At 58.1% G+C, this 20,693-nt stretch carries 13 protein-coding genes; 7 read left to right on the forward strand and 6 right to left on the reverse strand.

What is annotated here, in order from left to right:
- Positions 1-487 precede the first annotated feature (487 nt).
- Positions 488-1,597: a hypothetical protein gene (locus HDF15_RS23800; protein ID WP_184260383.1), complete on the forward strand. Its 1,110-nt coding sequence runs from the start codon at positions 488-490 to the stop codon at positions 1,595-1,597.
- A gap of 58 nt (positions 1,598-1,655) precedes the next feature.
- Here HDF15_RS23800 and htpG read toward each other — a convergent pair whose 3' ends face one another.
- Positions 1,656-3,521 (reverse strand): molecular chaperone HtpG, encoded by a 1,866-nt coding sequence (htpG, locus tag HDF15_RS23805; protein ID WP_184260386.1) that lies wholly within the window; start codon positions 3,519-3,521, stop codon positions 1,656-1,658.
- A 225-nt stretch (positions 3,522-3,746) separates the two neighbouring features.
- Between htpG and HDF15_RS23810 the strand changes: the two genes are divergently transcribed.
- On the forward strand, positions 3,747-5,042 hold the full coding sequence (locus HDF15_RS23810; RefSeq protein ID WP_184260389.1) for a glycosyltransferase: 1,296 nt from the start codon (positions 3,747-3,749) through the stop codon (positions 5,040-5,042).
- Positions 5,043-5,360: 318 nt separating this feature from the next.
- Here HDF15_RS23810 and HDF15_RS23815 read toward each other — a convergent pair whose 3' ends face one another.
- Positions 5,361-6,824 carry a hypothetical protein gene (locus tag HDF15_RS23815; protein ID WP_184260392.1) on the reverse strand — a complete coding sequence of 488 codons (1,464 nt, stop codon included), beginning with the start codon at positions 6,822-6,824 and terminating at the stop codon, positions 5,361-5,363.
- Between the two features lie 284 nt (positions 6,825-7,108).
- On the opposite strand from HDF15_RS23815, the gene HDF15_RS23820 reads away from it, so the two are divergent.
- From HDF15_RS23820 to HDF15_RS23830, 3 genes are all read left to right on the forward strand, one after another.
- Positions 7,109-10,546: a TonB-dependent receptor gene (locus HDF15_RS23820; RefSeq protein WP_184260395.1), complete on the forward strand. Its 3,438-nt coding sequence runs from the start codon at positions 7,109-7,111 to the stop codon at positions 10,544-10,546.
- A 224-nt stretch (positions 10,547-10,770) separates the two neighbouring features.
- Positions 10,771-12,024, forward strand: coding sequence for an ectonucleotide pyrophosphatase/phosphodiesterase (locus HDF15_RS23825; protein ID WP_311733195.1), 1,254 nt, complete (start codon positions 10,771-10,773; stop codon positions 12,022-12,024).
- Positions 12,025-12,376: 352 nt separating this feature from the next.
- On the forward strand, positions 12,377-12,583 hold the full coding sequence (locus HDF15_RS23830; RefSeq protein ID WP_184260401.1) for a hypothetical protein: 207 nt from the start codon (positions 12,377-12,379) through the stop codon (positions 12,581-12,583).
- Positions 12,584-12,691: 108 nt separating this feature from the next.
- Here HDF15_RS23830 and metH read toward each other — a convergent pair whose 3' ends face one another.
- The 3 genes from metH to HDF15_RS23845 all read right to left on the reverse strand — a co-directional run bounded on the left by metH (position 12,692) and on the right by HDF15_RS23845 (position 18,049).
- Entirely contained in the window at positions 12,692-15,406 is a 2,715-nt protein-coding gene (gene metH / locus HDF15_RS23835; RefSeq protein WP_184260404.1) for a methionine synthase, read from the reverse strand.
- Complete coding sequence (locus HDF15_RS23840) at positions 15,403-16,503, reverse strand: homocysteine S-methyltransferase family protein (protein ID WP_184260407.1); 1,101 nt, start codon at positions 16,501-16,503, stop codon at positions 15,403-15,405. Before HDF15_RS23840 ends, metH begins: the two co-directional genes overlap by 4 nt.
- Before the next feature lie 331 nt (positions 16,504-16,834).
- On the reverse strand, positions 16,835-18,049 hold the full coding sequence (locus HDF15_RS23845; protein ID WP_184260410.1) for a DUF763 domain-containing protein: 1,215 nt from the start codon (positions 18,047-18,049) through the stop codon (positions 16,835-16,837).
- A gap of 57 nt (positions 18,050-18,106) precedes the next feature.
- Between HDF15_RS23845 and dinB the strand changes: the two genes are divergently transcribed.
- Positions 18,107-19,276 (forward strand): DNA polymerase IV, encoded by a 1,170-nt coding sequence (dinB, locus tag HDF15_RS23850; protein ID WP_184260413.1) that lies wholly within the window; start codon positions 18,107-18,109, stop codon positions 19,274-19,276.
- On the opposite strand, the gene HDF15_RS23855 is transcribed toward dinB, so the two are convergent.
- The gene (locus HDF15_RS23855) at positions 19,238-19,678 is read right to left on the reverse strand and encodes an NUDIX domain-containing protein (RefSeq protein ID WP_311733196.1); all 441 of its coding nucleotides are present in this window, start codon (positions 19,676-19,678) and stop codon (positions 19,238-19,240) included. The genes dinB and HDF15_RS23855 overlap by 39 nt on opposite strands.
- A gap of 227 nt (positions 19,679-19,905) precedes the next feature.
- Here HDF15_RS23855 and HDF15_RS23860 point away from each other — a divergent pair, with 227 nt between their 5' ends.
- On the forward strand, positions 19,906-20,475 hold the full coding sequence (locus HDF15_RS23860) for a hypothetical protein (protein WP_184260419.1): 570 nt from the start codon (positions 19,906-19,908) through the stop codon (positions 20,473-20,475).
- The last annotated feature ends 218 nt before the right edge of the window (positions 20,476-20,693 follow it).

Genomic DNA, 20,693 nt, shown 5'->3' on the forward strand with positions numbered 1-20,693 from the left:
CTAAAAACTCCAAACTGCTGCTTATCGTCGCCACGCATCTCTCTTCAATAATTTAATCAATAGAGAAGCGCAACTCCCTTTTTTCCGCAACCTGTTCAACCGTGCCGCAAAAGCCGGAGTGAGAGACAGTACCGCTCTGCCGAAGGCTGGAGTGGCGGCGTAGCCGGAGCGACTGAATTGCTTTCCTTGCTGCGGCCAAGACTGTATGGGGTTCACCGCAGATGTATCCGTGGTTGAGGAAGCTTTTCTCGCCACGACCAAAGAAAGCAATTCAGTCGTTGCGCCCTACGGGCTTCACTCCGGCCTTCGGCAGAGCGGTACGGGCCTTCGGCCCGGTTTTTGCGGCATGGCTGAAGCCATGCCCTTAACGAGACAGTGCTGCAACAAAACTACTTGCATCGTTCGACTTCACCCCAAGCCCCGTTGGATGCAAGCAGAGGAGCTTATCCATATGAGCTTTATGTCAGCACGATAAGATGATCCCATCATGCCGGATATCGCAGCACAGTCCACTGAAGTGACCCTGCAAGGATCGGTTCTGGTGTTGTTGCAGTTTGACGTGTGCGAGGCCATTCGCCTCGACCAGTTGCGCGAACTCATCCGCGCCCGTACCGTCACCCCGCTCCCGCAGAAGCGTCCCGCACCTGGATCTGTCCGCTATCAGAGACCCCCGGTGGTAGAGCCGCTGGAGAGCCTCGTGCTGGAAAGCGGAGAGCGGCTCCAGGGAGAGATTAAGTATTACGACTACGGCGTCTTGAGCGTAGTCTTCGAGCTTCCATTTACCGGAGGGTGGGACAAGCTGACAGGTCTCGCCAGCCGGTGGGTATGGGAAGTCGACTTCGCCGAGCAGGCAACCGAGATCGTGCGCGGCCGGCTGGAACATGCCGGACCTGCACTGATCAAGCCCTACAAAAAATGGCTGAGCGAAGACTACCTGATCTTTCATATCCGCGAGATCGACGGTTCCCCTTCCGTCACGGATATCATCCAGCAACATGGTCCGCGCATCGCACAGGTGGTTCGCGGAGACACCGGGAAACTGGCTGAGAGCGAGTGCAATGAAGTTCTGCAATCGCGCATCTCCTATTACGCCAACGACCTGACCGTGATCGGATGGAATGCCGCGTTCCTCTACGACAGCACCTCGGGAGCTCAGACGGCTATCCAGTTACTCGAGTACGCCAACTCGCAGCTACTTGATTTTCGGCACTATGACGATCTGCTTACCGCAGAGCTCGAACGCGTGTATCTGCTGCTAGATGAAGGCACAGGACTCTTTGCAAGATGGCGTCTGGCAAGATCCGCAACCCGGCTGCATACAGTCCTGCTCGACGTAGCGGAGCTGACAGAGCGTGCCGATAATGCCATCAAGTTTCTCAGCGATATGTTTGCGGCTCGTCTTTATAAATTGGCAGCAGCAAAAGTAGGTGTGCCTGACTACAAGGACCTGGTAACCCAGAAAATACGCACCGCCGAGGAGCTATATCGCTTCATGGTGGACCAGTTCAATCAGAGCCGGGCATTCTTCCTGGAAGTAACAGTCGTGGTCATCCTGGTCATTGAATTGATCTATCTCTTTCGCGGTAAAGCGATATAGAACTTTCGTCAATCAAACCCGCCGGCTGCGTGCGAATACGCAGCCGGCGGGGAACGGGCTAAATGGAAAGGTTAAGGATGCGGTTGAGGCGCTGCACGAAGAGGGCAGGGTCCGGCAGCGGCACCCCTTCCATCAGAAGAGCCTGATCGAAGAGCAACCATGCGGCATCCTCGGTCGTGACATCGTCCGGACGCGCCAGCAGCTTCTTGACGATCTCGTGATCGGGGTTGATCTCAAGCGTAGGCTTCAGGGCAGGAATGTCCTTTTGCCCCATGGCGCGCAACATCTGCTGCATCTTCATGGAGGGCTCCGCTTCATCCGAGACGATGCAGGAGGGGCTGTCCGCCAACCGCACGGAGGCCCGTACCTCTTTCACTCGATCTCCGAGCGTGGCCTTCAGCTTGTCGAGCAGCGGCTTGAGGGTCTCGGCCTTGTCGGGCTCTGCCTCATCCTGTAGATCTTCGCTGGTAGAAGCCTTGTTCACAGCCTTGAGATCGATCTCGCCGTACTTCTCGACGCCGGAGAAGACGATCTCGTCGATGTCGTCATCGAGAATGAGGACTTCGAGATCCTTCTTCTTGTAGATCTCAAGCAGCGGCGAGGTACGCAGCAGGGACTCAGCACCACCGGTGATATAGTAGAGGCTCTTCTGACCTTCCTTCATGCGCGACTTCACATCAGCAAGACTGGTGAGGCCTTCCACCTTGGTGGACTTAAAGCGAATCAGGTCGAGCAGGGTCTCGCGGTTGGCGAAGTCGCTGTACAGACCTTCCTTAAGGGGACGGTTGTACTCAGCGATGAACTTCAGATACTGCTCGGGCTGGTTGGCAGCGATGTTCTTCAACTCCGAGAGGATCTTCTTCACGCTGGCCGTGCGGATGCTGGTGAGCACGCGATTCTGCTGCAGGATCTCGCGGCTGACGTTGAGGGGAAGATCTTCACTGTCGATGATGCCGCGAACGAAGCGCAGGTAGGACGGTAGAAGTTCCTTGGCATCGTCCATGATGAAGACGCGTTTGACGTAGAGTTTTACGCCGGTCTTGTATTCAGCCTGGTAGAGATCGAGAGGAGCCTTGGCGGGTATGTAGAAGAGCGTCGTGTAGTCGAGGCTGCCTTCGGCCTTGGTGTGGAACCAGAAGAGAGGGTCTTCCCAATCGCCCGAGATGGACTTGTAGAGTTCCTTGTAGTCCGTCTCTGTGAGCTCGTTTTTAGGGCGGCGCCACAGAGCGCTGGCCGCGTTGACCTGTTCGGTCGTGCGGGTCTTCTCCGACTTCTTCTCGGCGTCGTTCCACTCGCTCTTATCGTAGGTAAGAAAGATCGGGAAGGCGATGTGGTTGGAGTACTTCTTCACGACCTCCTGCAGACGCCAGCTATTGGCGTACTGCTCGCCTTCTTCGTTGAAGTGAAGCGTTACGGTGGTGCCGGCGACCAGGCGTTCCGCGGGCTCAATATCGAAGCCCGTCTTGCCATCGCTGGTCCAGCGCCAGGCCAGTTCTTCACCCGCCTTGCGGGAGACCACCTCAACGCGATCGGCGACCATGAAGGCGCTGTAGAACCCAACGCCGAACTGACCGATGAGGTTCGAGTCTCTCTTGGCATCGCCGGAGAGCTGGGAGAGGAAGTTCTTGGTGCCGGAGCGCGCGATGGTGCCAAGGTGCGCGACCAGATCCTCTTCATTCATGCCGATGCCGGTATCGGCGATCGTAAGAGTCTTGTTCGCCTCGTCGAGCTCCAGGTCGATCCGCGGATCGAAGGCAAGGCCCTTGAAGACATCATCGGTCAGGGTCAGGTGGCGAAGCTTGTCCAGGGCGTCAGAGGAGTTGGAGATGAGCTCGCGCAGGAAGATCTCTGGATGGGAGTAGAGCGAGTGGATGATGAGTTGCAGCAGTTGACTGACTTCGGTCTGAAATTCGCGTTTCGACATAGGTACTTACCACTATAAATAAGAGATAAAGGCCTCCCATCACACGCAAGGTTGTCACTCTTCCCTTCCGGAATGGGATGTTCCTTGTCTCAATTGTTGCAGTGGTCCGCGCCCCGTGTCATCCGTCCTCCTGCGCATAAAACTGATGACATTCTTCTGACAAGTTTTGCTAACTCCCGTTCTGTACGTTAAAGATGGGTGCATTTTTGTGTCCGGAGGGTAATTTTGGCACGCATTGGCTTCTTGTGTTTATATGCAACAGGACATCTCAACCCCACCATGGCGCTGGCGAAGGCACTGCAGGATCGCGGCCATGAACCGGTCTTCTTCAATATGATCGACAACGCTCGCAAGATCACCGAGCTTGGGCTGGACTTTGTTCCCTATGGATCGACGGAGTATCCGGCAGGCGCACTCAAGCAGATCTTCGACAAGATCGGCAAGCTGAAAGGGATTGAAGGCTTCCAGTACTTTATGGAACGCATGCTGGTGCAGGCAGGGGTGAGTTTCCGTGAGCTGCCTCAATCCATCACAGAGGCAAAGATCGATGCCCTGGTCATCGATCAGCTCTTTCCCGGCGGCGCAACGGTGGCCCAGCATCTCGGTCTGCCCTACGCCTCACTGGCGAACGCCCTGGCGGTGAACCACGAGGACGGTGTTCCGCCTCCAACCCTGCCCTGGAGCTACGAAGAGACGGCCGCCGCAGAAGCCCGCAACGCTGCAGGCTGGAAGCAGATTGCACAAGCCTTTACTCCGTGGCGCGAGTGCGACAACGCACAACGCGCCCTCTGGGGCCTTGAACCGTACAACGACGTGCTCGAAGACAGCTTCTCGCCGCTGGCACAGATTGCCAACCAGCCCCAGGCCTTCGATCTGCCTCGCAAGGAGTTGCCGGAGAACTTTTATTACGCGGGCCCTCTGCTGCATGCCGCTGCCCGTCAGCCGTTGCAGTTCCCCTGGGAACAACTCGATGGACGCCCTCTGATCTATGCCTCCATGGGGACGCTGCAGAACGGTCTGGACTGGGCCTTCCGCGCGATTGCCACAGCGTGTGTGGGACTTGATGCACAGCTAGTGCTCTCGCTCGGCGGTGGTGTACTTACGACCACGGAGCTGGGCGAGCTTCCTGCAAACGCCATCGTCGTACCGTACGCGCCACAACCGGAGATTCTCGAGCGCGCTGCTCTGTGCATCACGCACGCCGGCCTCAACACGGCTCTTGAGTCATTGACGCATGGCGTGCCGATGGTCGCCATCCCAGTGACGAACGATCAGCCCGGAGTAGCGGCACGCATCCGGTACACGCAGACCGGCGAGGTGATTGCTCTCGATCAGCTCAGCGCGGAGGCTCTGCGCGAGCTGATCGTCAAGGTACTGGGCGACCCCGCGTATCGCGAACGCGCGCTGCAGCTAAAGCGTGGCTTTGCCTCCGAACGCCCGCTCGTGCGGGCCTGCGAGATCTTCGAAAGCGAAGTGCTCTCGAAGATTGCAGAGTCTGAAGCGGAGGAAGTGGGAGCTTAGGGTGATGTGCCCTCTAATACGTTGAGCCCAGGCTATTCGGTCACAATATAGCGCGAAGCGCAAACCATGACGCTTCAGCGTCATGGGGCGGAGGGAGCCGTAGCCTTTAAGGCTACGGAATAAAGGGGCTGGCGAGAATCGGGCTTTAGCCCCGGGCCTTTTGTTCGCAGCCGAAAGAAGGCCCGGGCCTAAAGGCCACATCTTTCCTAAGCCTGAATTCCGTAGCCTAAAGGCTACGGCTCCCTCCGAACCGCGACGCTAAAGCGTCGCGGTTGGCGCTTCGCGCTGTGTGGTTAGCGATCATCGGGCCGGAATAACCTACTCGTGCAAGTGAAGAGCTACCACTCGCGCTGGACCCGCGCCTTCGCCCAGCGTGTCGCTCTCGATCAACATCTCGAAGTGCGGAATCGATCCGTCAGGCTTGCGGATATTTTGCAGCATGGGCAGGATGCGATCGTCCTCGGTGACCAGGTCGATGGCCGCCTCCGTTCCAACCATCGATAGCCCCTCGACGATCAGCACATTTCCATTGCCACTCAGATTTGGCAGAAAGGCGATGACGCCATAGACCTTCGTGCTCGTCACAGGAGTGTAGGAGCTGTACTCCTTGACCTCTTCGGCCTGCGGGTTCCGATTGAGGAAGCTGGCATGCTTATCGGGATTGTCCGTGCTGAAGACGAAGTCCATGTGCTTTTCAAAGAGCTCCACCCAGGGAACAGCTTCCTGCGCTCCGATCATGATGACGTTGTCGGAGTTGAAATCCTCGATGTGCATGTCGCGGCTGTAGTGAATCAGTGTCCGTTCCGGAATGGCCTCGGGCAGACGGACCAGACGGGAGAGCGTGGTCGCGTCGACCATGCTGGTGTAGCGGCGCCCCAGCAGAAACTCTGCAAACTGTGGAGTCACGCGAAACGCTGGATCCACGCGTTCGACGAAGGGGAGCTGCTTACTGTAGTCCTTACTCAGATAATCGTGCAGGCTTACGTACTGCTTCGTCACTGCATGAAAGAGAACCAGTCCCGAATCCCCCAGCACAAGCTGCGTAGGCCGGTCTTCAGTAAAGAGCCGGGACCAGAGAAGATGCCGGCGATTGCGCTGAAAGTGCGTTCGCATATGCAGCGTAAACGCAACACTGACGGCTGCGGACAGGATCACCAGGAACAAGGTCAGGAAACGGTAGCGCCAGACAATGGGCGTCTGGCGCAGAAACCCGAGAGGGGACGAAGCCAACGGCTTCCCTACTACTTCACGCTCCAGCCGGGGTCCGCCTGGCCGTTCAGAGACTGATCTGAACGTCACGGGAGGTTGAGCCTCGAACCTCTCCAGCGCAACCTCGTCCGCTACAGATCCAATCTCTCCGGCACCAACGAGACCAGCACCCACGGGAGAACGCTGCTCTGGAGCAGGCAGGAAGACAGGGGTATAGCTCCCTTTGGGAATCACAAGGTGGAGGGATTCGCCTCTACCAGCCTTCTGGAAGTACTGCTCGAGACGGCGGCGCAGGCGAAGCGCATGAGAACGAACGATGGTATCGGCCGCCGAGTCGTAGTCAGGCTCGCGCCCGAAGACCTCAACCCCAATATGCTGTTCGCTGAGATTCCGCCCTGGGTTCTCGAAGGTAGCCGTACAGATATAGGAGAGAAACTTCGAGATCTGCGGAGAGCGGACAAAGTCGGGAGTAGCGAGAATACGCTCGACCAGCTGATAACGAGGATCTTTTCCCGGCAATCTATCGCCTTCGCCGTTTTCCTCCAGCAGCCCCGCAGAAGTCTCCTTCGTCATCACTTTCCTTCAGTTACGCCTCCATTACTGTACCCGCCTGACGGTTACATTTCGGTAAATCACCTTCGTTTCACCCCGATGGTTAGCGGTTCTCTGGCCTTCAGTACACCCCTTTCTTTTCTTCAGCCGCCAGTGAAGCGACAGGAAATCTCCGAGAAATCACTGAAGGATTCCGAAAGGCCTCGGCTAGGTTCAAAAGGGCGAACCGGAGAGATTTCCGTCTCGCTAACGTTCCCAAACTGAAACTCAATGATCTTTTTCTGGCTAGTGGAGGATACCTTTCAATGAAAGACAGAAGTCTAAAATGGCTCCGTTACCTGAGCGTGCTCGTTCTGGTGTTGCTCTCCTTCCCGATGTTCGGGCAGGATACGGGCGCCAGCCTTCTCGGAGTCGTACGCGATGGCGCAGGCTCAACCCTGGGCGGTGCGACCGTCACCGCAACCAACATCGCGACGAATGCACGTACGGTTCAAACATCCAATGACAAGGGAGAGTACTCGCTGCTCAACCTCCCTCCCGGTACCTACACCCTACAAATCCAGGCGGCAGGTTTTGAAAGCTACGATCAGCGTGGAATCCGGCTTGATCTCGGACAGCACGCGAGCCAGGATGTGATGCTCAAGGTCGGGCAGGTACAGCAGACCGTGACCGTCGATGCCGACGTCTTCAACCTGGACACGGTCTCGTCGGTCGTCAGCGACGAGGTCAACGGCACCTCGATCCGGAGCCTGCCCCTCAACACGCGCAACCCCTACGACCTGCTCGAGCTCGCCCCCGGTTTCGCCGGTTCGGTCGGCAACGACTACAACGCTGTGAGCTACGCGGTCGACGGCGGCCGCCAGGGATACACGGATGTTCTCGTCGACGGAACCCCGGCAGGCTTTCCCACCGTCAACGGCAACTCCGGCATCGGCATCTTTCCTTCGGTGGACGCCATCGGTGAGTTCCGTCTCATGGCCCAGAACTATCCCGCCGAATACGGCCGCAGCCTCGACGGCATTCTGAACGTGGTCTTCAAATCGGGAACGAACCAGTTCCACGGGTCAGCGTTCGAGTTCATTCGCAACTCCGACCTGGACGCCAACAATTACTTTTCCAAGCAGCACGGCACGCCCCTCCCGCCCTTCCGGCGCAACCAGTTCGGTGGCACCTTGACCGGGCCGATCTTCAAGAACCGCACCTTCTTCCTGCTCTCCACCGAACTGCTGCGCGAGGATGACTTCAACACCCTGACCGCGACGGTTCCCACCCTGGCCCAGCGCTCGGGAGACTTCTCGCAGACCCTTGGCGCTAATAAACAACTGATCACGATCTACAACCCGTTTACGACCCGTCCCAACCCTAGCGGCATGGGTTCTATCCGCGACCCCTTCGCGGGCAACAAGATTCCCACGGCGCTGATGAGCCAGGTCGCGCAAAAGGCGCTGGCGTATTATCCGCTTCCCAACGTTCCGGGCGACCCGGTCACTAACGCGAATAACTACTTTGCGACCGGCAGCATCGTCAACGCGATCAATGCCTGGGACATCCGCATCGACCACACGATCAGCGATAAACAGAGAATCTTCGGACGCTACTCCGATCGTTTCTACCAGGACAACCCCAATCCACTCTTCCCCGCTGCGGATGCCGTTGCAGAGGGACTCATCAACAACCAGGACTTCGACCGTGGTCTCACCCTGGGCTACACCGCTACGCCCAATGCCCGCACCATCCTGGACGTCCGCCTCGGCTTCGCCCGGACGCTCTACAACTACCTGAACAACAGTCTCGGCTTCCAAGCCACAACGCTTGGCCTACCTGCCTCCTTCAACGCTGCTCCGGGCGCAACGGCGTTGTTCCCTGTCTTCTCTCCGGCAGGCTATGTCGGTCTGGGCAACAACGGCAACCGGCATAACGCCTTTATGACCTACAGCCTTCCCGGCTCTCTCACCCTGGTGCGTGGATCTCACACGATCAAGATCGGCTTCGATGGCCGGCTCATTCGCGTGAACGACCATGAGAGCGCGGACAGCTCCGGCAACTTCACCTTCGGCACGACCTTCACAGGCGGACCGAACCCGAACGCCGCCAGCGCAAACGCCGGCAACGGCCTGGCTTCGATGCTGCTCGGCACCGGTACCGGCGATCTCATCCAGGCCTACAAAGACGACGCCTCGCAGAGCTACTACCTCGCAGAGTACGTACAGGACGATTGGCGTGTCACCAACAAGCTCACACTCAACCTCGGCCTGCGCTATGACCTCGACACCCCACGCACGGAACGCTTCAATCGGATGAACTACTTCGATCCGACCGTCTCCTCTCCTCTGTCCTCGAATGTTCAAGGTCTGCAGGGTGGACTGGTCTTCGTGGGTGTCAATGGTGTTAGCCGTCACCAGTACCACATCGACGCCAACAACCTCGCACCTCGCTTTGGATTCGCCTATACGGCACAGAAGTCGACGGTCATTCACGGCGGAGCAGCTATCGTCTACGGGCCGTCCGCGCAGGCTGCGGCCGGCACGGTCGGGCCGTATGGCTTCCGCGTGCAGAACAACTGGATCAGCACGGCCAACAGCGATGGCATTACGCCTTCCAACACACTCGACAACCCCTTCCCGCAAGGCTTCCAGACACCTCCCGGCTCCTCGCAGGGACTCCTGACCGGTGTAGGCGGCCAGATCGAAGGCGCGATTCAGAACACTCCCACACCGTACGTCGTGCAGTGGAACCTGGACGTCGAACAGAGTCTGCCGTATGAGACGACCTTCGACATCGCCTACGTCGGCAACCGTGGCCGCAAGCAGCAGCAGAGTCGTGAGGGTGGTATCGATTTCGATCAGCTTCCCCAGGCGGATCTTGCTCTTGGCTCGCACCTGAATGACGTCGTAACCAATCCTTACTTCGGCTCCATCTCAAGCGGAGCCTTGACCGGACCGACGACCAACCGCGCGCAGCTGCTGAGGAAGTACTCGCAATATACGAGTGTCCTTCCACTGTTTCTCTCCGGCGGCAACGATCAGTACGATGGCTTGCAACTGCGTCTGTCCAAGCGTATGGCCTCGGGACTGCAGTTCCAGGGCTCTTATGTGTGGGCGAAGAACTTCGACAACGGAACGAACCATCAGGACAGCTTCAATCCTATGGCTGACTATGCGATCAGCTCGCAGGACATCCATCAACGCTTCATCATGAGCTACATCTACCAACTGCCCTTCGGACGTGGAAAAGCTTTCGGCGGAAACATGTCGCGCCTGGGAGATGTCTTCGCCGGCGGATGGCAGGTGAACGGCATTACAACCTTGCAGGGAGGCACGCCGCTCCAGATCTCTGCGACCAACAACCTCTCCAACTTCGACTTTCAGACGCTGTATGCCAACACCAACGGCCAGAATGCCGCGCTCCACGGCAGCATTCATCAGCGTCTGAGCAAGTACTTCAACACGGCAGACTTCAGCCAGCCCGGTAACGCCACCAACCCCTTCGCTCTGGGCAATGGACCGGCGTACTATAGCAGCCTGCGCGCTCCTGGGTTGAACAGCACGGACCTGTCTCTCATCAAGGACTTTGCGACCATCAACCGTCTCAAGGTACAGTTCCGCACAGAGCTGTTCAATGCCTTCAATCATGTCCAGTTCGCCGGACCGGATACGGGCGTAAACGATGCCTCGTTCGGCGAGATCACCTCGCAGAACAACCAACCCCGGCAGCTTCAGTTCGGCTTGAAGTTGCAGTTCTAATCCAACCGGCGGGGAGGGTTGCCTTCCAGCATCCCTCCCCGCCGATTGATCTCAGCCAGCAGCATGAATACTCTTCATATTTATCCCCGTCTCAGATAAAAAGGACCAGCCCCGTTTTGATGAAACCTCTTTGCCGTTTGCTTCTGTGTGCCCTTCTCGTCGGGCACATCACCAGGCCCAGTGCAGCACAATCGACGTCCGGCTCTCACGCAAAGAAACCGATTGTGGTCGTCGTTACGATCGATGGCTTCCCTGCACGCGCGCTCCAGGATCCCCGCCTGCCGATGCCCACGCTGCGTGCCCTCGCAGCCTCCGGAGCCGTCGCTACAGGAATGCGGCCGATCAACCCTACGGTAACCTGGCCCAACCACACCGCTATTGTGACCGGCGTCAACGCCAGCCGGCACTTCGTCATGGTCAATGGTCTGCTCACGTTTCCAGCGAATGGAACCGCGCCCGAGGTTGAGCCCTGGACGGACAAAGCGAAGTTAGTGCACGCGCGCACGCTCTACGAAGCCGCTGCTGACAAGGGTCTTACGACAGGCCAAGTCGACTGGGTCGCCATCTATGGCGCAAAGGGTGTGAACTGGCAGTTCGGAGAGAGTCCCGACATGCGTGACTCTACCCCTCAGGATCTGGTGGCCCGCGGTCTCCTTACGCCCGAGCAACTGAAGCAATTCGACGACAGCAGCTCCGCCTGGCGTGACAAGATCTGGACGGACGCAGCCGTGGACATCATCGAAAAGCACACACCCAACCTGATGCTGATCCACCTCCTGCAGACGGACTCCATCCAGCACGAGTACGCGCCCCTTACGCCTGCGTCTTATGCGGCCTATGCCTATGCCGACGATTGCCTGAGCCGGGTCGTTGAGGCTGTGCGCAAGGCGGGCGCACTCGATCGGACCACTTTCTTTATCCTCTCCGATCATGGGTTCACCACCTATACCCATACCCTCAGTCCCAACGTAGCTCTCATTCAGCAAGGCCTTCTCCACAAGCAGGACAAGGATTATGCAGGAGACGTATGGGTCAAAGCCGAAGGCGGAGCTGCCGGAGTCTATATTCGCAATGCCAGCCGTCGTGCGGAGCTGATCCCGAAGCTAAAGTCCTACTTCGAGGGCATCCAGGGGATCGATCACGTTTACACGAATGAAGAGGCGAGGTCAATCGGCATTCCATCCGACACCGCTACCGATCAGGCCCCTCAGCTCTATCTCACGGCCTCGCCGGATTATTCCTTTGATGACGACACCAGCGGTGAGCTGACGAAGACGAATCCACCCCGCGGCCAGCATGGCTACCTGAATACGATGTCCGACATGCAGGCCCTCTTTGTAGCCTCTGGAGCAGCGATTAAATCCGGAGTCAAACTGGATTCCGTCACGAATCTCCAGGTGACGCCGACGATCGCGAAGATCCTTGGGCTGCAGATGCCCGATGCGAAGGAGCCGGCACTGGATAGCGTTCTGCGTTAGCGTTCTGAGTCTTTCGTTCGTTGAAGATTCTATGCGGTTACCCATAGCGCGAAGCGTGTTCTCTGACGCTTTAGCGTCAGAGAAACGGAGGGAGCTGTAGCCTTTAGGCTACGGAATCAAGGGCTAGGTAAGAATCGGGCTTTAGCCCCGGGCCTTTTGTTCGCAGCCGAATAGAAGGCCCGGGCCTAAAGGCCACATCCTTCCAATCCTTGAATTCAGGGGCCTAAAGGCCCCTGCTCCCTCCGCCTCCCTGACGCTAAAGCGTCAAGGGAACGCGCTTTGCACGGCGCTGATGATCCTCATGATTCAACAAACTATAGGACTAACTACGCTAACATGAGAAAATTTCACTATGAGTGATTTCATCCCCAAAACAGGCGGAGTAAAAGTAGGCGGACTGAGCCGGGCAGCACAGAAGCTCCAGTCCGCACGCGAAAAGGCTGCCCACGTAAAGAGTGGTGCCAAACCTCTTCCCGGAGCATCTGTGTCGTCGTTCAATAAGGCGAAAGCCTCGTTTGCCGGCACGAAGAAGACTTCGTTCCAGCGCAAGGCCGTCTAGCGAGATATACAGATCGCTTTGACTCCGGGAAACGAGTCATCGAAACAACCAGCACAAACACTGAACGCGGCCCCTGTGGGCCGCGTTCAGTGTTTGTGCTGCATAAGATTATTCCGCAGGCTCGTAGTTCAGGTTCGGCCCAAGCCACCGCTCGACCTCAGCAATGCTCATCCCTTTGCGCTTGTGATAGTCGACGACCTGATCGCGATCTATCTTGCCCAGGCTGAAGTACCGCGACTCCGGGTGCGCAAAATAGATTCCACTCACGCTCGAACCGGGCCACATCGCAAACGACTCCGTAATCTGCATGCCGGTGTTCGCCTGCACGTCGAGCAGCTGCCAGAGCGTTCCCTTCTCCGTGTGGTCCGGGCACCCGGGGTATCCCGGAGCAGGCCTGATCCCTCGATACTTCTCCTGGATCAGCTCCGCCGGGCTCAGGCCCTCTGCACGTCCGTAACCCCATTCATCGCGCACCCGCTTGTGCAGGCATTCGGCGAAGGCTTCGGCCAGGCGGTCGGCGATGGCTTCGGCCATGATCGCGTTGTAGTCATCGTTCTCGGCCCTGAAGCGGTCGCACAGCTCCTTGAGGCCGATCCCGCTGGTAACCGCGAAGGCACCGATGTAATCGGACAGCCCGGTCTCCTTCGGCGCAATAAAATCAGCCAGCGACCGGCACGGTTCCGTGCCTTCCCGATTGGCCTGCTGACGAAGGAAGTGGAACCGATCGAGCACCTCTCCGCGTTTGCCGTCCGTGTACAACTCGACGTCATCGCCCACAGCACTGGCAGGAAAGAACCCGTAGACGCCGCGCGCTGTAATCAGGTTCTGCTCGATGATGGTGTCCAGCAGCGCATTGCCTTCGGTGAAGACTTGGCGCGCCTGCGCGCCATGCTCCGGGTGATCGAAGATACGGGGATAGATTCCCTTCAACCCCCAGGTATGAAAGAACGGGGACCAGTCGATATACTCGCGCAGCGTCGCCAGGGGAAAGTTGTCCAGCACGCGCACGCCGGTAAACTCGGGAACGGCAAGGTCTTCCGCCCGCCACTCGATAGGAGTCCGCCGCGAACGAGCGGTATTCAGGGAAACGGTCTTCTGCCGCGGCGAGGCATGCGACTTACGGAGCGCCTCGTAGTCGGCACGATGCCGCGCCACGAACTCTGCTTTACCGTCTTCGCTCAAAAGGCTGGTCGTCACGGGCACCGCGCGGCTCGCGTCGAGCACGTGGACTACGGGCTCACTATAGTGCGGCGCAATCTTGACGGCCGTATGGGCCCGGCTCGTCGTCGCCCCGCCGACCAGCAGCGGCAGCTTGAAGCCCTGGCGCTCCATCTCTTTGGCCACATGCACCATCTCGTCGAGAGACGGAGTAATCAGGCCGCTGAGGCCGATCAGGTCCGCCTTCTCCGCCCTGGCGCGTTCGAGGATCTTTTCGGAAGAGACCATCACACCCATGTCGATGACCTCGTAGTTATTGCAGGCCAGAACCACGCCAACAATGTTCTTGCCGATGTCGTGAACATCGCCCTTGACGGTGGCCAGCACGATCTTGCCCTGGGCCTTCACCTCCTGGCCGGCCGCAAGCATCGCGGCCTTTTCGGCTTCCATGAACGGCGTCAGATAGGCGACGGCCTTCTTCATCACGCGGGCGGACTTCACGACCTGGGGCAGGAACATCTTGCCCGCTCCAAACAGATCGCCCACCACTCCCATGCCATCCATCAACGGACCTTCAATCACCAGCAGAGGACGGCCCAACTTCGCACGCGCCTCTTCCGTGTCAGTGTCTATATAGGTGTCGATCCCCTTGACCAGCGAGTGGGACAGGCGCTCCTCGACCGTGCCGTTGCGCCACTCTTCAATCTTCTTCTCGTCCTGGACCGTGCCCGAGCTCTCAGCCTTCAGCCTTTCGCCGTGCTCCACCAGGCGCTCTGTCGCGTCGGGACGGCGGTTCAGCAGCACGTCTTCGACCAGGACCTTCAGATCCGGCTCAATCTCTTCGTACACCTCAAGCATGCCGGCATTGACGATGCCCATGTCCATGCCCGCCGCGATGGCGTGGTACAGAAAGGCCGAGTGCATGGCCTCACGAACCTTGTTGTTACCTCGGAAGCTGAACGAGATGTTCGAGACGCCGCCGCTGACCTTCGCATGCGGCAGGTTGGCCTTGATCCAGCGCGTCGCGTTGATAAAGTCAACGGCGTAGTTGTTGTGCTCCTCCATGCCGGTGGCAACCGTGAGGATGTTCGGGTCGAAGATGATGTCTTCGGGAGGAAAGCCGACCTCGTCGACGAGGATGCGATAGGCCCGCTCGCAGATGCGGATCTTCTCCTCATAGGTCGCGGCCTGACCCTGTTCGTCGAAGGCCATCACGACCACCGCAGCGCCATACTTGCGCACCGTAGCAGCGTTGTGCCGGAACTTTTCCTCGCCTTCTTTCAGCGAGATCGAGTTCACGATGCCCTTGCCCTGCAGGCACTTGAGTCCGGCCTCGATGACCTCCCACTTCGAGGAGTCCACCATGAAGGGCACCTTGGCGACCTCAGGCTCGCTCCCCAGCAACTGCAGGAAGCGCGTCATGGCGACAGCGCCGTCGATCATGCCCTCGTCCATGCAGATGTCGATCACGTTCGCGCCGTTCTCGACCTGCTGCCGCGCAATGCTTACCGCTTCTTCGTACTTGCCTTCCTTGATCAGCTTCGCGAACTTCGGAGAACCGGCCACATTGGTCCGTTCTCCGATCATGATGTAGACACCGGACTGCTGGGTGAAGGGCTGTGATCCTGATAGGCGGAGCGGCTTCGTCTCCGTAACCGTGCTCATGCGCCCCACTCTCGCGGAGCCTTGCCGTCAAGGGCTTTTGCAATCGCAGCAATGTGCTCAGGGGTATTGCCGCAACAACCACCAGCGATGTTGATCAGACCACCGCGTGCGAAGTCACCCAGGTAGCGAGCCATGTCCTGCGGCCCCAGGTCGAACCCGGTCTCGGAGAGAGGGTTCGGCAGACCTGCATTCGGATAGCACGAGATCGCCACGTTGGCCTTCTCCGAAAGCTCTTCCAGAAACGGATACATGAGGTCGGGACCAAGAGAACAGTTGAGCCCCACCGACAGCGGCTTCACATGCTGTACAGCGTTCCAGAACGCCTCGGTGGTCTGCGCGGAGATCAGCGTCTCACCGCCGCGTCCCACGGCTGCTGAGATCATCACCGGCAACTCCTTGTTATTTGCAGTAAGGCCATCTTGATCGAACACCTCGCGGATTGCAACCAGGGCAGCCTTGGCATTCAGCGAATCGAAGATCGTCTCCACCAGAAGCAGGTCGGAGCCTCCGGCGATGAGGGCGCGCACCTGCTGAACATAGGCGGCCTTCACCTGATCGAAAGTAACCACGCGGAAGCCCGAGTCATCGGCATCGGGCGAATTGGAAAGAGACACCGTCAGCGGCCCGATTGCACCAGCCACAAAGCGTTGACGCCCTGTCTCGTTTCCTGTTCTATCGGCCCATTCGCGGCACTGCCGCGCCGACTGCTCATTGATCTCCCAGGCCAGGTCGTTGAGGAACTTATCTTCGATGATCTTCTGGTAAAACTCAGGATCTTTGCGGCCACCGTGCTCCCGCGGGTCGTCCACGAAGAACTCGCTCTGGGTGATACCGGTCGCGCCGAAGGTGTTCGTCTCGATGATGTCTGCTCCTGCCTCCAGAAAACGGCGATGAATATCGCAGATCATCTTCGGCTGGGTCAGCGAGAAGAGGTCGCCATTGTTCAGCAGGTCTTTCTTCGAGTCCTTGAAGCGCTCTCCGCGAATGTCGGCTTCCGTCATGCCGTAGGTGCGGATCGTCGTGCCCATCGCTCCATCGATGATGGCGATTCGGCTCTCCAGGATCTTTTCAAGAGGATGTTGGTGGGCTTTCGTCATGTCTCCCTGATGGCCTTGCACGTGGCTATGCCGCAAGAGCGGATTATCCCGAGTTGTAATTCCCTGATCTCAACACAAGGGTTGGAAATGCGAAGAAAGCCTGAATGGCGTTCGCCGAAGTTCTTCCCAGCCATGCGCTCCCGATGCACGATAAAGATCGATTGTGTGCAACACCCGCACAAAACCGAAGGCACCTGCCGGAACTGACCTATTGAGTTCAACTGCGTGCTTTCGCGCTGCCGCATTCGGCACCGCAACACGCCTCTTTCATTATAGCGATACCGTCAATGCCCCTTCCTGGAGCATTCGTGACAGCTCCTGCACTTTAGATTCAGAAGAGAGACTGTTGATTCGACGGCTCAACCCTCGTCCTCTTGCGGCGGTCATCGAAGACCGTCCTGCCGCCCACGGACGCAGAGATACGGTGCTCATGATCGAGAGCGGCATTGAAGTCGGCAAACGGTTGCCCGTCCTGCTCGACGGTTCGTGTCAGGCGATCGAGCCGCTTGAAGCCTTCCACCTTTTCTGTATGACCTAGTCGAGCCGCCTCCAGAGAGCGCCGCAGGATTGCGAGCGACTCGTCATAGGTCTTGAGGGGCACAGGAAACGGATGCCCATCCTTGCCGCCGTGCGCGAAGGAAAAACGCGCCGGGTCGGAGAAGCGGCTCGGCGCGCCATGGACGACCTCGGCGATCAGCGCGAGCGACTGCAACGTCCGCGGCCCCAGGCCCTCTACAAGCAGCAGCGAGGCAAAGTCCCGGAGCTCCTGCTCGTGGGCGACAGCAAGCACCGCACCGAGCCTCTTCAGATCGACATCTTTGGCCCGCACGTCGTGATGCACCGGCATCGTCAGCTTGCGGGCTTCACTCAATGCGGCTTCCATCGGTTCCCTGACAATCGCGAGCAGGGCCTGCTGGGACTTCGCAGCGCGGGCATCGACCAGATTGAGGATCTCGCCCTGAGGCTTCCCCAGAATCGCCGTATGCGGATTCGAGACGAAATCCCGCACAGCAGCGGAGTGCCAGTGATAGCGGCGCGCCAGATGGCTCTCAGCATTCATGCCCTGCTGCACCACCACCCATTCGCCAGATTTCGTGATTACGAACGAGTGCAGATAAAGCTGGAAGCCATCGGCTACAGCGTTGTTATCGACACGCGCTGTAAGCCGGCTCGTACGGGCCAGCAGCTCTCCATCCAGGCCTGTCTTCAGCGAAAACGCTCGCAGTTCATCTGGAGTGCCCACGGAATGCCGGCCGCGCCCGCCACAGACCGCCAGCCCCAGTTCAGCAAAGCGTGGATTCAAGCCGCGCTTCAAGGCACCCATCACCGAGGTCGTAATGCCGGACGAGTGCCAGTCCATCCCCATGACACAGCCAAACGACTGGAACCAGAACGGATCGCTCAGGCGGGTCAGGAACTCGCTCACCCCGTACTCCATGATGATGTGCTCCGCAATCGCCGCACCCAGAGCCGTCATACGGTTCGCGAGCCAGGGCGGCACGCGGCCACCGTGCAGCGGCAGATCGGCGCTCCCTGACCTTTTCATGTTCGCGCCTCATTCATTCTTTCCATCTTCGCCCTATCTTCGCTTACAATCAAGGGCATGAGCGGGGAGCGAGAGCTTCATCCCGAATCCGAGACCGGGCATCCGCGCGAAGCTCCGCTTCGCAAGATCGTTCATGTCGATATGGACGCGTTCTACGCTTCGGTGGAACAGCGTGACGACCCGACACTTCGCGGTAAGCCCGTCGTAGTCGCCTGGCGCGGCAATCGGTCCGTCGTTTGTGCCGCTTCGTACGAGGCAAGGCGCTTCGGCATACGCTCCGCCATGCCCGCAATCACCGCCGAGCGCCTGTGTCCCGAGGCCATCTTTCTGCCTCCCGACTTCCCCCGCTACAAGGCTGTGTCGCGCGCCGTGCGAGAGATCTTCCAGCGCCACACCGATCTCATCGAGCCTCTCTCCCTGGACGAAGCGTATCTCGATGTCACGGTAAACAAGACCGGTCTACCCACGGCAACGAAGGTCGCGAGCGCGATCCGCCAACAGATCCGCGAAGAGTTATCTCTCACAGCGTCGGCCGGCGTCGCTCCCAATAAGTTCCTCGCAAAGATCGCCTCAGACTGGCGAAAGCCCAACGGTCTCTTTGTCATTCAACCGGGAGACCTGGACACGTTCCTTCCCCCGCTGCCTGTCGGACGAATCCCCGGCGTCGGCAAAGTAACGGAGACTCGGCTCAACCAGATCGGCATTCAGACGGTCGGGGATCTGCGGACCTTTGAACTGGCTACCCTCGAAGCGCAGTTTGGCCGCTACGGTCTGCGCCTGCACGAACTCGCGCGCGGCATCGATCACAACCCGGTCGTTCCCGACAGGCCCACCAAGTCGATCTCCGCGGAGGACACGTTTCAGCGTGATATTCCACTCTCCGAGACAGAGGAGTTGATCCGGCGTCTCGCGGAGAAAGTATGGACGGCTTCGCGCAGAGAATCGCGTATGGCGCGGACAGTCGTTCTCAAGCTGAAGACGAGTGAGTTCAATATCCTCACGCGCAGCCATACACCGCTCGTTCCCCCGGCATCGTGCGAGGAACTGACGACCATCGCACTCTCTCTGCGCGAGCGTATCGATCTCGCAGCGACGCAGCGCTTTCGCCTGGTGGGTGTTGGCTTGAGTAACTTTCGCGAGCAGGAGAGCCCACCGCCGCCGCTCTTCGAAGAAACCACAGACCCGGATCTACAGTGCGAAGTCCAGCGCCTCACAGAGCCTGTCTAAAAAGGGTTCCTGCGTCTTCTTGATGTGCTCTCTGGCTTCAGCAATTGAAAACCAGCGACCGCGATCTACTTCAGGAATCTCCAATAATTTGCCGGACTTTGGAGGCCATTCGATCTCGCACGTATTGCTAACCAGATCTGCAGGATCGCAATCCCCCTCAAACGCCCAGGCTGTAACGATCTTTCCACCTGCCTGTTTCACGTTACTTAAATCGATAAAGGGCCCTTCGGCAGAGAATCCTGTCTCCTCGACAAACTCCCGTCTGGCAGCCGCCTGAGGCTCTTCGTCCTTTTTATACTCGCCCTTGGGAATTCCCCACGCTCCAAGGTCCTTCTTCGCAAAGAAAGGCCCACCCGGATGGACGAGAAAGACTTCCAGCCGCCCTTCGCGTCTTCGATACATCAATAGACCTGCACTTACTCTTGGCATCTTTAACCAGCCCGCACTTCAAAGAACAGATCGCCCGTTCCACGATGGGTGTCGTGGAATGGGCAGCCTGCTTAGAATGGCAGCTTCAGAGCAAATTGCAAAATACGTGGAAAGTTCTGTTGGTTGTACCTCTTCGTAATGGCAAAGGTCAGAATATCTAGAAAGAAAACTTCAGCAAGGAAACAGCCTCCATCACAACCATGCGGCCTGAGGTCGCGCTCTCCATCGCGGATCGGCGTTATACGTCATTTGTAGATCTGGAGTTTTTTGACCGGCTCACCCATGTGCCGGAGGCCCTTTCCAGAAGCTATGCCATCCGATACGCACGCGATATCAGCATCAATGACCTGAAGAGTTCCAATGTAGTGCTTTCGGGTTCACAGGACGCAAATCCGTGGATCGAGGTCTTCGAACCTCAGATGAACTTTGTTCTTCAAAATGATCTTCTACACAATGTTCGAGCCTTCGCGAACCGCAAGCAACAAGCCGGAGAAAGCAGCCTCTATCGGTGCGACCAGTTCGAGTACGGCGTTCTGGCTTTTCTCCCGAACCTTAGCAACACCGGAAATGTGTTGATCGCCGAAGGAACCTCGGTAGCCGGAACAGAGGCTATCAGCGACTTTTTATTCGCGAACAGCACTCTGGATACGTTCCTCAGAAAAATAGCGAAACCTAATGGCACCATTCCGCATTTTGAGGTTCTTATGGAATCTGGAAATCTGAACGGCAGTGCTTCGCGATCGCAGGTTGTGGCTTACCGGACCTACTAGCTCCCCAATCTTCAATCGCCGAATAGCAACGAAAGCGGAACGGTAAACCTTGAGTGCTGTTACCCATTACGTCCACGAATGTTCTGTTAATTTAAGAATAAATTGGCGTTGATTTGCACTGATAACGGTAGCGATAGAGCCGCTGCATCGCACTACACTGTAGGCAACCAGAACGTACAAACAGGCAATCCATTGAAGCAGCAACCGAGGAAATGTTT

It is taken from the genome of Granulicella mallensis (genome assembly GCF_014203225.1).
In the GTDB taxonomy this organism is placed as follows: Bacteria; Acidobacteriota; Terriglobia; order Terriglobales; family Acidobacteriaceae; genus Granulicella; species Granulicella mallensis_A.